General features: G+C 73.1%; 13 protein-coding genes. 8 read left to right on the forward strand and 5 right to left on the reverse strand.

Annotated features, from left to right (window positions below):
• Nucleotides 1–20: 20 nt before the first annotated feature.
• Nucleotides 21–1,406, reverse strand: a complete 1,386-nt coding sequence (locus tag AB0C87_RS01275) for a dipeptidase (protein WP_345184471.1) — start codon at nucleotides 1,404–1,406, stop codon at nucleotides 21–23.
• Between the two features lie 137 nt (nucleotides 1,407–1,543).
• On the opposite strand from AB0C87_RS01275, the gene AB0C87_RS01280 reads away from it, so the two are divergent.
• Nucleotides 1,544–1,837, forward strand: a complete 294-nt coding sequence (locus AB0C87_RS01280) for a DUF4031 domain-containing protein (protein WP_345184473.1) — start codon at nucleotides 1,544–1,546, stop codon at nucleotides 1,835–1,837.
• On the opposite strand, the gene AB0C87_RS01285 is transcribed toward AB0C87_RS01280, so the two are convergent.
• Nucleotides 1,834–2,442 (reverse strand): HD domain-containing protein, encoded by a 609-nt coding sequence (locus tag AB0C87_RS01285; RefSeq protein WP_345184475.1) that lies wholly within the window; start codon nucleotides 2,440–2,442, stop codon nucleotides 1,834–1,836. The two genes, AB0C87_RS01280 and AB0C87_RS01285, sit on opposite strands and share 4 nt — an antisense overlap.
• A gap of 136 nt (nucleotides 2,443–2,578) precedes the next feature.
• Here AB0C87_RS01285 and AB0C87_RS01290 point away from each other — a divergent pair, with 136 nt between their 5' ends.
• The 4 genes from AB0C87_RS01290 to AB0C87_RS01305 are packed head-to-tail and all read left to right on the forward strand — an operon-like array spanning nucleotide 2,579 to nucleotide 7,999.
• On the forward strand, nucleotides 2,579–3,739 hold the full coding sequence (locus AB0C87_RS01290; RefSeq protein WP_360575942.1) for an ATP-grasp domain-containing protein: 1,161 nt from the start codon (nucleotides 2,579–2,581) through the stop codon (nucleotides 3,737–3,739).
• Nucleotides 3,736–5,319 carry an IucA/IucC family protein gene (locus tag AB0C87_RS01295; RefSeq protein ID WP_360575944.1) on the forward strand — a complete coding sequence of 528 codons (1,584 nt, stop codon included), beginning with the start codon at nucleotides 3,736–3,738 and terminating at the stop codon, nucleotides 5,317–5,319. Before AB0C87_RS01290 ends, AB0C87_RS01295 begins: the two co-directional genes overlap by 4 nt.
• Complete coding sequence (locus AB0C87_RS01300; RefSeq protein ID WP_360575946.1) at nucleotides 5,310–6,920, forward strand: IucA/IucC family protein; 1,611 nt, start codon at nucleotides 5,310–5,312, stop codon at nucleotides 6,918–6,920. The genes AB0C87_RS01295 and AB0C87_RS01300 overlap by 10 nt, the downstream gene beginning before the upstream one ends.
• Nucleotides 6,917–7,999: an alanine racemase gene (locus AB0C87_RS01305; protein WP_360575948.1), complete on the forward strand. Its 1,083-nt coding sequence runs from the start codon at nucleotides 6,917–6,919 to the stop codon at nucleotides 7,997–7,999. The genes AB0C87_RS01300 and AB0C87_RS01305 overlap by 4 nt, the downstream gene beginning before the upstream one ends.
• A gap of 12 nt (nucleotides 8,000–8,011) precedes the next feature.
• Here the strand turns inward: AB0C87_RS01305 and AB0C87_RS01310 are convergent, their stop codons facing one another.
• Both AB0C87_RS01310 and AB0C87_RS01315 read right to left on the reverse strand, forming a co-directional pair.
• Nucleotides 8,012–8,650, reverse strand: a complete 639-nt coding sequence (locus tag AB0C87_RS01310; RefSeq protein ID WP_345184486.1) for a DinB family protein — start codon at nucleotides 8,648–8,650, stop codon at nucleotides 8,012–8,014.
• Between the two features lie 26 nt (nucleotides 8,651–8,676).
• Complete coding sequence (locus tag AB0C87_RS01315) at nucleotides 8,677–9,528, reverse strand: PhzF family phenazine biosynthesis isomerase (RefSeq protein WP_360575951.1); 852 nt, start codon at nucleotides 9,526–9,528, stop codon at nucleotides 8,677–8,679.
• A gap of 71 nt (nucleotides 9,529–9,599) precedes the next feature.
• Between AB0C87_RS01315 and AB0C87_RS01320 the strand changes: the two genes are divergently transcribed.
• The gene (locus tag AB0C87_RS01320) at nucleotides 9,600–10,514 is read left to right on the forward strand and encodes a LysR family transcriptional regulator (RefSeq protein ID WP_360575952.1); all 915 of its coding nucleotides are present in this window, start codon (nucleotides 9,600–9,602) and stop codon (nucleotides 10,512–10,514) included.
• On the opposite strand, the gene AB0C87_RS01325 is transcribed toward AB0C87_RS01320, so the two are convergent.
• A complete protein-coding gene (locus AB0C87_RS01325; protein ID WP_360575954.1) occupies nucleotides 10,511–11,083 on the reverse strand; it encodes a CGNR zinc finger domain-containing protein in 573 nt (190 codons plus the stop codon). The two genes, AB0C87_RS01320 and AB0C87_RS01325, sit on opposite strands and share 4 nt — an antisense overlap.
• Before the next feature lie 120 nt (nucleotides 11,084–11,203).
• Between AB0C87_RS01325 and AB0C87_RS01330 the strand changes: the two genes are divergently transcribed.
• Both AB0C87_RS01330 and AB0C87_RS01335 read left to right on the forward strand, forming a co-directional pair.
• Entirely contained in the window at nucleotides 11,204–11,665 is a 462-nt protein-coding gene (locus AB0C87_RS01330; protein WP_360575956.1) for a VOC family protein, read from the forward strand.
• Between the two features lie 28 nt (nucleotides 11,666–11,693).
• Entirely contained in the window at nucleotides 11,694–12,611 is a 918-nt protein-coding gene (locus AB0C87_RS01335) for a pyridoxamine 5'-phosphate oxidase family protein (protein WP_360575958.1), read from the forward strand.
• The last annotated feature ends 45 nt before the right edge of the window (nucleotides 12,612–12,656 follow it).

A 12,656-nucleotide genomic window follows, 5' to 3' on the forward strand; every position in this document is an offset into this window, starting at 1 on the left:
CGTGCTCCTCTCCTGCGTGTTCAGCGCAGCGCGGCCGCGAGTTCTTCCCACAGGTAGGCGGCGGTCTCGGCGCCCTTGAGCAGCAGGGGGATCTCGACCTTCTCGTTGGGGGCGTGGATGCGGTCGCCGTCCAGCCCGACCGCGACGAAGATCAGCGGCGCGTCAAGGATGTCGGCGATGTCGGCCTCGGGGCCGCTGCCGCCCTCGCGGGTGAACAGCACCTCGGTGCCGAACGCCCGCTCCATGGCGCGCCGGGCGGCCTTCACGCCGGGCGAGTCGATCGGCGAGAAGCAGGGCCGGACGCCGCCGCCGGACACGCGGACCTCGGCCTCGACGCCGGGCGGCGCCTGCTCGGCGACCCACGCCTCGAAGCACTCCTGGATCTTGCGGGGGTCCTGCCCGGCGGCGAGCCGGAACGAGATCTTGGCGTGCGCCTCGCGGGGGACGATCGTCTTGCCGCCCGGACCGGTGTGCCCGCCCCACATGCCGTTGATCTCGGCGGTCGGCCGCGCCCAGACGCGTTCGAGGGTGGTGTAGCCCTTCTCGCCGTGGGCGGCGCGGCTGTTCCCGGCGGTGCGCAGCCACTCGGCCTCGTCGAACGGCAGCTTGGCGAACAGCTCCCGCTCCTCGTCGCTGAGCGGGACGACGTCGTCGTAGAAGCCGGGGACGGCCACGCGGCCGTCGTCGTCGTGCAGGGCGGCGAGCAGCGAGACCATCGCGTGGAGCGGGTTGGGGACGGCGCCGCCGAACGAGCCGGAGTGCAGGTCGCCGTCCGGGCCCCGCAGCGTGACCTCGGCCTCGGCGAGGCCGCGCATGCCGGTGCACATGGACGGCACGTCCGCCGCCCACATCGTGGTGTCGCTGATGACGACGGCGTCGCAGGCGAGCCGGTCGCGGTGGGTGCGCAGCAGCTCGGCGAAGTGCACCGAGCCGGACTCCTCCTCGCCCTCGACCAGCAGCTTGACGGTGACGGGCGGGGCCTGCCGCCCGGACGCGGCGAGCGCCGCGCGGATGCCGAGGGTGTGGAAGAAGACCTGGCCCTTGTCGTCGGAGGCGCCGCGCCCGACGAGCCGGTCGCCCTTCTCCACGGGCTTGAACGGGTCGGTCTCCCATTCCTCCAGCGGCTCGACCGGCTGGACGTCGTGGTGCCCGTAGACGACGACCGCGGGAGCCTCCGGGTCCTCGGCGGGCCATTCGGCGAACACCGCCGGCAGGCCGGGGGTCTCCCAGACCTCGACGGTGGGGAAGCCCTGCCCTCGCAGGTACTCGGCGAGCCATCCGGCGGAGGTGCGCACATCCTCGGCGTGCGCCGGGTCCCCGGAGATGGACGGGATCGCCAGCCACTCCTTGAGGTCGGCGACGAACCGGTCGCGGTCCGCCTGGATGTAGGCGACTACATCGTTCACCTGCATGCCCCTTCGCATGTCGTAATGTCGGGCTGAGTTACCTCTGTCCGGGGTCTCCGGACGTCCCGACCCCTCGGGTTCCCCGAGACTGGAGAATCACAGTAGGGGATCCCCTTGCCTCGATCGCGGGAGTGGCCTTGATCCTCATCGACCCGCCGCTGTGGCCCGCGCGGGGCCGCGTGTGGTCGCACATGGTCAGCGACGTGTCCTACGACGAACTGCACGTCTTCGCCGCCGAACTGGGCATGCCGCCGCGGGCGTTCGAGCGCGACCACTACGACGTCCCGTCGGAGCTGTACGAGGCGGCGCTGCTCCAGGGCGCCGAAGCGGTGGGCTGCCAGGAGCTGCTCCTGCGGCTGACCGAGGCGGGCCTGCGCCGCCGCAAGGCGTCCCGGCCCCGGCCGGTGCCGGACGGCCGGCTCGGCGTCTAGGCGTTGAGGAGGAGGAGTTCGGTCCGCATGTTGCCGCGGGCGCGCTCCTCGAAGCGCTCGCGCGCGGCGGGCGTGTGGAAGAGCCGGGGCAGGGCCAGGAGGCCGTTGAGGACCTCGGCCCGTCCGGCGCGGAAGAACTCGTCGGGGACGAACGCGTACTCCTCGCGGACGGCCGCCGCGTAGGCCGCGTACTGCTCGGGCTCCGCGCCGAGGACGGCGAGGTCGGCGTCGCAGAGCACCTGCCCGTCCCGGTCGTCCTCCTCCGGGGCGTGCGTGGCGGTCAGCTCGACGAGGCGGACGACCCGCGCGACGACCGCCTCCGGGAGGTCGGTGTCGGCGAGCATGCGCGCGGCCAGGCGGGCGCTGCGCTCCTCGTTGTCGGCGCGCTCGGGGTCGTAGACGGCGTCGTGGAACCAGGCGGCGATCCGGACGGCGTCGGGGTCCTCGGCGTGCCCGGCCAGCTCGTCCACGAGATCGAGCACCGCGGCGAGGTGCGCGCGGGTGTGGTAGCGGCGGTGCGGCTCCCCGTAGCGCTGGTCGAGCTCGGTCCCGATGTGCCGGGTGTGAGGCCCCGCCAGCGCCACCCACCGGTCGACAAGATCCATGGGCCCATCCTGGCGGATCGCGGGACGGGCCGGGACACGCGGTGCCATCGTTCTTGCGTGCGGAGGGCGCCCCGGCCACTATGGTTGATCACTGCGAGTTAGGCAAGGCTTACCTCACTCACTGGAAGGGCCGGTCGTGGCCGCCTCTCTCTACCTGGTCGCCGGCAAGGCGACCGACTCGGTGACGCACGGGTTCCTGCCCGCCGCCGCGCGCCTGGGCCTCGACGTCACGCTCCTCACCGACCGTCCCGCCGACCACGACGCCGGCGTGCCGGTGGTCGAGTGCGACGTCTCCGACTTCCGCGACATCATCGCGCGCGTCGAGGACACCGCCGCGCGCGGCGGGGGCCGGCCCGCCGCCGTGTTCTCCAACAGCGACTTCCTGCAGGCGCCCGCCGCCTTGGCCGCCGCGTACTTCGGCCTGCCCGCCAAGGACTGGCGGGCGGCGACCCGCGCGAAGAACAAGGCGCTCATGCGGCGGCACCTGGCGTCCCTCGACCCGGTCTTCTCGGCGGACGCGGGCCGGGTCCCGGCGGACGCGCCGTATCCGCTCGTCGTCAAGCCGCGCGAGGGCGTGGCGAGCGAGGACGTGTTCCTCGTCCACGACGCCGTGGAACTGGCCGCCCGGGTGGAGGAGATCAGGGCCCGCCGCGGCGATCCGCTCGTGGCCGAGGAGTACCTGCCGGGCCGTCTCCACACGCTGGAGACGCTGGGCGACGGGCGGGAACTGCGGGTGCTGGGCTCGTTCCGCACGACGCTCTCGCCGCCGCCGTTCTTCGTGGAGGAACGGCTTGAGTGGGCGCCCCCTCCCCCGGAGACCGGGGAGGTCCTGCGGCAGCTGGAGGCGCTGGGGGTCGGCTTCGGGGCGTGCCACACCGAGTTCGTCGTCCATGAGGGGCGCGCCCGCGTCATCGAGGTGAACTACCGGCTGATCGGCGACCACTGCGACTTCCTGCTGGCCGATCTGCTGGACGTGCCCCTCTTCGAGCAGATCCTGCGGGTCCATCTCGGGGCGGCCCTTCCGGGGCGGCGGGTCCCCCGTCCGCGCCATGCCGTCGCCGAGCCGGTCATCGCCGATCGCTGCGGCACGCTCACCGCGGCTCCCGGCCCCCTGCGGTTCGAGGACGGCCCGGTGCGGCTGGCGTACCGTCCTCAGCGCGCGGTGGGCGACACGGTCTCCCTCACCCGGACCAACCGCGACTACCTCGGCACCGTGCGCGCCATCGGTCCCGGACCGGACGAAGTGAACGCCGCCCTGGCGCGGTTCCGCGCGACCCACGACTGGACGATCGCGTGACGGGCGACGATGGCGAGGGCCCGCTCGCGGCCCGCGTTCTGGACGCGTTGCTGAGGGAGGACTACGCGGGCCTGAGGCGATTCGTCCGGGGCCGCGCGTTGGAGCTTCCGGGCCGTACAGTGCGTCTTCTGGAGGCCCGGCCCGCCTTCCTCTCGGAACTCGTCGTGGATCCTGGGCAGGGCCTGAGGCTGAACGACGTCTTCCATGCCGTTCGCCTGGTCTCCGACCCGCGTGACGACACGGCGTCCTTCGAGCGCGAGTGCCTTGAGGCCCTGGCGACCATCAAGCTGCACGACGACGCGCGTCCGGCCGTCCACAGGCGGCTGGGCCGCCTCCCGGCCGAGCTGCGCAAGGGCCCCGGCACGTTCTACGAGACGCTGGCGGCCTACAACGACCACCCCGTGCATCCGACGGGCCGGAGCCGTTCCGGACTCTCCCTGGGCGAACTGAGCCGCTACGCACCCGAGTTCGCGCCGTCGTTCCCGCTGCGCTGGGCGGCCGTGCCGAACGCGACGCTGGCCGGGACGCTCCCCGCATGGTGGCCCAGGCCGTCCGACGTCGGCCTGCGCTTGGACGACGCGGCCGGAGCGCTGTTTCCCGTCCATCCGCTGGCGGCGCGGCAGGTGCGCTCCCGGCCCGGCGTTTCCCTCGCGCCCGAGCCGTACCTGCACGTCACGCCCACCTTGTCGATGCGGACGGTCGCCGCGGCACCGCTCGACCACGTGAAGATGCCGCTGCCGACGAGCACCCTCGGGCTGCGCAACCGGCGCACCATCATGCCCGGCACCCTCCCGGACGGCGCGCTCGTCGAGCGGATCCTGCGCCAGGTACTTCTGCAGGAGCCGTCGCTTCCCGTGCTCCTCGCCGACGAACAGACCTACGGCCACGCCGACGACCCGCTTCTCGGCTATCTCGTGCGCCGTTTCCCGTCCGAGACTGCGCGCGCGCACATCGTCCCTGTCGCTGCCCTGCTCGCCGAGGCACCGGACCGCGGTCACGTCATCGAGCGCTGGGACGTCGAGGAACTGTTCGGCGCCTACCTGTCGGCACTGCTCTCCTGGAACGTCACGCTGTTCCGGTACGGCATAGCGCTGGAGGCGCATCAGCAGAACGTGGCGCTCGTCCTGGACGAGTCTCCGCTGCGCCTCCTCATCAAGGACAACGACGGTGCGCTCATCGACCCGTCCCGCCTCCGCGAGCGCGTCACGCCCACCCCTGACACGGACCCTCGCGACCTCGTCGACCACCGGATGACGACGTCCGACCCTGAGGCGCTCGCCCGCGTCTTCGTCACCATCACCCTGCATCTGTGCGCCGCGGCGCCCGCGCTGGGCCTGGCCGAGCGCGGCCTGCTCCCCTGGCGGGCCGGGCGCCGGATGATCCGCGAACGGCTCGACGCGGCCCTCGGGCCCGAGGACGCGTTCCTGCGCGCCCGCACGCTCGACGCCGACACGCTGCCCGGCAAGGCCATGGTCACCGCCGGGACCCTCGTCGACAAGGCGAGGACGGGCGCGGCCGACATCAACAAGCACTACGGCCCGCCGGGGCCCAACTACCTACTGGACACGACGTGCTGCTGACAGAACCGGCCGTCACGGCCGACGACGCGACCGCGACCGCCCTGCTCAACTGCCTGATCCGGGAGGTGTGCGGGCCGGAGCAGCAGGTCTGGCCGGACGGCGCCCGCCTGGTGTTCCGGCTGCCCCGCGCGGGGGTCGTGCTGCGTGCGGGACTGGCGCGCCCTCCGGTCGGGGCGACCTACCGCCTGGCGCCGCCCTACGAGGAGCGCCGCGAGGACGACTGGATACCCGCCGCCTGGGGCAGACTGGCGAACCTGGTCGCGGGCGAACTGGAACTGGCGACCGGCTCCCCTAACGCGGAGTTCCTCGCCCAGGTGGACGACAGCCACACCGCGCTCACCGCGATCCTCGCCGCCAGGGGCGAGTCCGCTGAGGACCGCTCCATCGACTACATCGGGTCAGAGCAGTCCCTTGTCGCGGGGCACCGTTTCCACCCGTCCCCCAAGGCCCGCCAAGGGTCGCCGGAGGAGTGGCTGGCCTACGCGCCTGAGGCGAGGGCTCGATTCCGTCCGCTGTGGCTGGCCGTTGCTGCGGAACTCGTCGCCGAGGAGGGGGCCGCGGAGGCGTTCGCGGCTCTGGAGGCGCACGGCCCCTCGGCGCCGCCCGGACGTCGGCTGCTTCCCGTTCACCCGTGGCAGTTCTCCTTGCTGGCGGACAATCCCGTCTTGCAGAAGGCTTTGGCGAACGGCTCTCTGGTCAATCTCGGTCCATCCGGCATGGAGGCGGTGCCCACCTCGTCCGTCCGGACCGCGTACCTGCCGGACGCCGACGTGTTCTGCAAGTTCAGCCTCGACGTGCGCATCACCAACTGCGTCCGTAAGAACGCCTGGTACGAGCTGACCGGGGCGATGACGCTCGACGAAGTGCTGCCGCCCATCCTGGAAAAGCTGAACGCCACGTTTCTCAGAGAACCCGCCTACCGCAGCGTGGCCCTCCCTGACCGACGCCTGTACGAGGGCCTAGGGGTGATCCTGCGGCAGGGCGTCAGATCCCTTCCCGGCACGCCTCTCCTTGCGGGAGCCCTGGCCGATCCCTATAACGCGGTCCTCGCCGGGCTGCCCGTCCTCTCGTCTCTGGAGGGCGCCCAAGCTTGGTGGGACGCGTACGTAGCCCATGTGGCACCGCCTGTCCTGGGCACCTATCTGGACCACGGCGTCGTCCTGGAACCTCATCTGCAGAACGTCCTCGTCTGCGTCGGCGCCGACGGGATGCCGGTCCATGCCGTCTTCCGCGACATGGAGGGCACCAAACTGACCGCCGGCCACTGGGATCTGTCGCATCTCCCCTCCCGCGTGGCCGAGGGGCTCACCTACTCCCCCGACGAGGGCTGGAACCGTGTCGTCTACTGCCTCCTCGTCAACCACCTCACCGAGATAGCCGCCGCCGTGGCCGACCTCCACCCGCCCTTGGACGAGACCCTCTGGCGCACGGCGCGCAAGCACTTCGCCGCCTATGACCGCCACCCGCAGGTGAGGGCTCTTCTCGCCGGTGTGCCGCTGCCCGCCAAGGCCAACCTCCGCACCCGCTGGTCGCAGACGGCCGACCGCGGCGCGGCCTACGTCCCCGTCCCCAACCCGCTCGCCGCGTCCCGACCGCTGTGAACGACCTCGCGCTCGGCCTCGACCGGTACCCCGCCTACGTCTATGACCTTCCCGGCCTCGAAGCCCACGTCCGCGGCATCCGTGCCGCGCTGCACGGCACGGAGGTCTTCTACGCCGTCAAAGCCAACCCGGACGCCGAGATCCTCCGGACTCTCGCGCCCCACGTCGACGGCCTGGAGGTGTCGTCCGGCGGCGAACTCGCCCACGTCCGGGAGACCCTCCCCGGCAAGCCCGTGGCTTTCGGCGGCCCCGGGAAGACCGCTGACGAACTGGAGTCCGCACGCACGCTGAAGGCCGACCGGATCCACGTGGAAAGCCCTAACGAATTGGTCCGCCTCGCCGGCATGGGGCCCGCCGACGTCCTGCTCCGCGCGAATCTGCCCGTGAACGTGCCGGACGCCGCCCTCACCATGAGCGGCCCTTTCGGCATGGACGAGGACGCCCTCGACCATTGCGCCCGCCTTTTGACCGAGCACCCGCACCTCACGCTACGAGGCGTCCACGCCCATCTGGCATCCGGCCTGGACGCTCCGGTGATGCTCGAACTGGCCCACCGGATAGCGGAATGGGCGATCCCCTGGCTCCGTTCCCGAGGAGTGGACGACCCCGAATTGAACGTCGGCGGCGGAATGGCGGTGGACTACACCTCCCCGGAGGCCCGCTTCGACTGGCAGACCTACGGGGCAGGCCTAAGGCACATTCCAGCGAAAGTCCGCATAGAGCCGGGACGGGCGATGACCGCCTACCACGGCTGGTACGTCACCGACGTCCTGGACGTGAAGACCACGCGCGGAGAGACCTACGCCATTCTCAGAGGCGGCACCCACCACCTGCGGACTCCCGTGACGAAGGGCCACGATCAGCCTTTCGAGGTTCTGACCGCGAACGGCCCGGAGCGCCCGGCGACCCTGGTCGGCCAGCTCTGCACCCCGAAGGACGTGTTCGCACGCGACGTCCTCGTGCCGCCCCTCGCGCCAGGCGACGTCATCGCCTTCGCCATGGCCGGCGCCTACGCCTGGAACATCTCCCACCACGACTTTCTGATGCACCCCAAGCCGGCCTTCCACTACCGGCGCTGAGCGAGACGGCCGTCAGCCGCGGGGGCTTCCGTACCAGCGCCAGGACGTCACGCGCGGGTGGCCGGGCAGGTCCCCGCGACCGGTGGCCCACAGCAGCGTCGACCAGGGGTCGGTGTCCTGCGGCGCGCCGGGGAACAGGCGTCCCAGCACGCGGGCGCACAGGTCGGCGGGCGGCTCCCACGACAGCCCCAGGCCGTCCGCGAGGTCGTGCATGTGGACGAGGGTCTCGACGATCCCCATCGCGGCGAACCCCTCGGCGTCCGATGCGCCGAAGGTGTGGTGCGCGCGGACGTCCGGAGGCGTGCGGCGGACCACGGCGGACAGCATCCCGCCGCACGCGTCCAGCACCTGCAACAGCCCCGCGGGCCCGGCGCTCCTGTCGGCGTGGACGGCGTTGGCCGGCCCGCCGGGACGCCGGCTCTCCCAGACGAACGGCACCTCGCCGTCCGCCGGCGGCGTCCTCGGAGCGATCTGGGCGGCGTAGGCGAACAGGTCGTCGCTGAGGTGCTCGACGGTCTCCCAGCAGCTCCATTCGAGCGACCCGGCCTTCCCGTCCCAGGCCTCCGGGGGCGCCTCCCGCAGAGCGGCGACGGCCAGCTGGACGGCGAGGTCGAGATCGTCTGCGGTCACGGCAGCGGTCGAGTTCGGCATGGCCCGACGCTACTGGACGCCGCCGGTCAGCCCATCGGCGCGGCGGTGCCGCTCACGCCGACGCCCGCGTCCCCCGGGGGGACGTCCACCAGCAGCCGGCTGGGACGGCCCATGTCCTCCCCCTGGTTGACGGTGATCTCGGCGGGGGCGGAGACGAGGCCCAGCGAGCGCAGGTACCCGCCGAAGGCCGCCGCGGCGGCGCCGGTCGCCGGGTCTTCCACGACCCCGCCGGGCGGGAACGGGTCGCGCGCGTGGAAGACCGTCTCGCTCTCCCGCCAGACGAGGTGGACGGTCGTCCAGCCGCGGCGCGCCATGAGCTCGCCGAGGGCTACCCAGTCGTAGTCGAGGTCGGCGAGCCGGGCGCGCGTGGACGCCGCCAGGACCAGGTGGTCGTTGCCCGCGTTGGCGATGCGCGGCGGCAGTTGCGGGTCGAGTTCCCCGGCCTCCCAGCGCAGCGCGGCCAGCGCGGCGGCGAGATCGGCCTCCTCCACGGCCCGGACGGTGGGCGGAACGCTCGTGAGGGTGGCGAGGACGCGGCCGCCCGCCTCCCTCGTCTCGACCCCGACCTCGCCGGCCGGGGTCCTCAGCCTCACGGTCCCCGTCCCCTGGCGCTCGGCCAGCGCGACGGCGGTCGCGATCGTGGCGTGCCCGCAGAAGGCGACCTCGGCCAGCGGGCTGAAGTAGCGGATCGCGAACCGGCCGGGCGCGCCGCCCTCGTCCACGAGGAAGGCCGTCTCGGAGAACCCGACCTCGGCCGCGATCTCCTGCATGCGCGCGTCGTCCAGGCCCCGGGCGTCCAGGACGACCCCGGCGGGGTTGCCGCCCTCGCCGTCCACGTCGAATGCGGTGTAGCGGAGTACTTGTGCGCTGTCGCTCATGCGGGCAGTCTGCTCCACGGACTAGCATCGCGTCCAACGATGGTTATTGATCGAGCACATCGGGAAACTCGATGGACACGCGCCTCCTCACCACCTTCCTGGCCGTCCTGCGCACCGGCGGGATGACCGCCGCCGCGGCGGAGCTCGGCTTCGTGCAGTCCACGGTCACCGCGCACGTCCAGGCGCTGGAGCGCCTCGCCGGGACGCCGCTGCTCGACCGCCGCCCCGGCGGCGTCTCCCCCACCCGCGCCGGTTCGCTGCTCGCCGAGCACGCCCGGGGCGTCCTCGACCTCCAGGAGCGCATGCTCGCCGAGGTCGGCGCCGCCGCCACCGAGCCGTCCGGCCCGGTGCGGGTCCGGGCGCCGGAGTCCGTGTGCGCCTACTGGCTCGCGCCCCTCCTGCCCCGGTTGCGCGCGCGGCTCCCGGACGTGACCCTGTCGCTGTTCCCCGCCGACACGCGGACCGCTCTCACCGCCCTCGCCGACCGCCGCGCCGACCTCGCGCTCGTCCTCGACCCCTCGCCGGACCCGTCCGGGGCGGACCTCGTCGACCTCGGCGCCCGGCCCCTGTCTCTCGTCGGGGCGGCGGCCACGGCCCTCCCCCGGGACCGGCCCCCGTCCCCGGCGGAGCTGGCCGCGACCGGCGTCCTGCTCCTGGAGGAAGGCTGCTCCTACAGCGACGAGCTCGCCGCCCTCGTCAAGGCCGCCGACCCCGCGGCGGACCCGCCCCGCTTCGGCGGCGTCGAGACGGCGAAGCGCTGCGCGGCGGCGGGCCTCGGCGTCACGCTGCTGCCCACGGTCACGGTCGCCGACGAACTCGCCGCCGGTGTGCTCGTCGAGCTGCCCCTGCCCGCCGGCCTGTCCCGGCACCACCTCTGGCTCGCCGAACCGGCCTCCCGCTGGCGCTCTCCCGCCGTCCACGCCGTGCGCACCGCCCTGATCGACTCGATCAGGCCGGGCACGCCCGCTCCACCGCCGCGCGCCTAGCGTCCGGTCTTCGCGCGCTCGTAGTGCCGGGCGGCCTTGGCCCGGTTCCCGCAGACCGCCATGGAGCACCAGCGCCGGGTGCCGTTCTTGGTCGTGTCGTGGAAGTGGAGCACGCAGCCGGGACGCGCGCAGGGCTTGATCCGCTCGGGACTGTCGGCCATGAGGCGCAGGTAGTCGGCGGCGGCCGACCAGGCCGGCAGCCAGGCGGGGTCGTCGGTCCGCGGACGGCTCTCCGGGCCGTCGGGCCCGAGCCGGTGATGCAGCGCGCCGCGTTCCAGGACGCCGTTGAGCGCGGCCACCGCCTGCGGGGACGGGTCCTCGTCCACGAGCGTCAGAAGGATGTCGCGGGTCTGAACGGCGGCGTCGAGCGCCGCCCGGGTGGCCGCCGCGCGTCCGTCCAGCCCGGCCGACCGCAGCCAGACGGCGAGGCCGTCGGTGGAGTCGAGCAGGTCGCGCCGGACGCCGTCCTCGACCCACCGGGTGTTGAGCAGGTCGAGGCAGAGCGGCTCCCCGACCAGGGGACGAGGGTCCGCGGCGTCCCGCCTGGCGGTTCCGTCTTCCGGCTGCACACCGCGATTCTACCCGCCTATCCCGCCTTAGCCGGTTGACGCCGCGCCTCTAACCTCTTATCTTCAGTTAGCCAGTTAGATCAAGACCGGGCGCGACGGCCCGGGTTTGCGAGGTGTGCCATGGAGACGGTCGCCATCAAGTCCCTGCAGACGGGGCACGTGGGACTGAACGTGAACGACCTGGATCGGTCCTTGCCCTTCTACCTGCGCGTCTTCGGACTCCAGGTGCAGGCCCGGGGCGACGAGCCCGGCCGCCGCTGGGCCTTCCTCGGCCGGGACGGGCGGCTGGTGCTGACCCTGTGGGAGCAGAGCGACACCGTCTTCGCGACCCGCTCGGCGGGCCTGCACCATCTGTCCTTCCAGGTCGAGACGATCGAGGAGGTCAGGGCCGCCGAGCAGGTGCTGCGCGACCTGGACGCCGCGTTCGCCCACGACGGCGTCGTCCCGCACGGCGAGGGCGCCTCCTCCGGAGGCGTCTTCTTCACCGACCCTGACGGGACCCGCCTGGAGATCTACGCGCCCTCCGGCGCCGACACCGCCGCCGCGCCCAGCGGAGCGGCCCCCACCTGCGGATTCTTCTGACCCACCGGCACATCGAAAGGAGGCCGCCGTGGCGGCCGACGTCTACCACCAAGGCGAACGAGCCGCCCAGCGGCGCGCCGGGCTGCTGGACCAGGGCGCGTTCTCCTCCCGCGCCGTCCGCGCGGAGATCCCCGAGGTCGCGCGCGGGTTCCTGCTCCAGCAGCCGATGCTGGTCCTGGGCGCCGCCGACGACCGGGAACGCATGTGGGCCACCCTGCTCACCGGGCGGCCCGGCTTCCTGCACGCCGAGGACGACCGCACCCTCGCGATCGACGCCCGTCCCGCGCCCGGCGACCCGCTGCACGACCGGCTCACCGAACCGGCCCCGGTCGGCATGCTGGCCGTCGAACCGGCCCGGCACCGCCGGATGCGGATGAACGGCCGAGCCGTCCCGACCGCGCGCGGCCTGCGCGTCGATCTCGACCAGGTGTACTCCAACTGCCCCAAGTACATCCAGAAGCGGCAGCCCCGCTGGGAGCAGGCCACGCCGTCCGCGCCGCGCCGGTCGCGCGCCCTGACCGGCGACCAGCAGCGGTGGATCACCGGCGCCGACACCTTCTTCATCGCCACCGCCGGCCCCGACGGCCACGCCGACGCCTCCCACCGCGGCGGCGCTCCCGGCTTCGTGCACGCGCCGTCGCCGACCGTGCTGCGCTGGCCGGACTACGCCGGCAACGCCATGTTCAACACGCTCGGCAACCTGGAGGTCCGGCCCCGGGCCGGACTGCTCTTCTGCGACTGGCGCACCGGCGGCGTCCTCCAGCTCACCGGCACCGCCCGCACCGACTGGGATCCCGCGCACGCCGCCGCGGTGCCGGGCGCCGAACGGCTGGTCGAGTTCACCGTCACCGACGTCGTCGAGACGGCCGGAGCGTCACCGCTGCGGTGGAGCGACCCCGTCCCGTCCCGCTTCAACCCGCCCGCGGCCCTGGATTTCCCCTCCTGACCGACGTCGCCCTGCGGCACACTCGACGTTGGCCATCGCTAGAAG

The organism is Actinomadura sp. NPDC048021, from assembly GCF_040653135.1.
Taxonomy (GTDB): Bacteria; Actinomycetota; Actinomycetes; order Streptosporangiales; family Streptosporangiaceae; genus Spirillospora; species Spirillospora verrucosospora.

What these genes read in the sequence shown, in the direction of transcription:
- AB0C87_RS01285 (WP_345184475.1), bottom strand. Translation starts at nt 2,442, where the DNA reads ATGGATCTTGTCGACCGGTGGGTGGCGCTGGCGGGGCCTCACACCCGG.
- AB0C87_RS01310 (WP_345184486.1), bottom strand. Translation starts at nt 8,650, where the DNA reads ATGCCGAACTCGACCGCTGCCGTGACCGCAGACGATCTCGACCTCGCC.
- AB0C87_RS01315 (WP_360575951.1), bottom strand. Translation starts at nt 9,528, where the DNA reads ATGAGCGACAGCGCACAAGTACTCCGCTACACCGCATTCGACGTGGAC.
- AB0C87_RS01320 (WP_360575952.1), top strand. Translation starts at nt 9,600, where the DNA reads ATGGACACGCGCCTCCTCACCACCTTCCTGGCCGTCCTGCGCACCGGC.
- AB0C87_RS01330 (WP_360575956.1), top strand. Translation starts at nt 11,204, where the DNA reads ATGGAGACGGTCGCCATCAAGTCCCTGCAGACGGGGCACGTGGGACTG.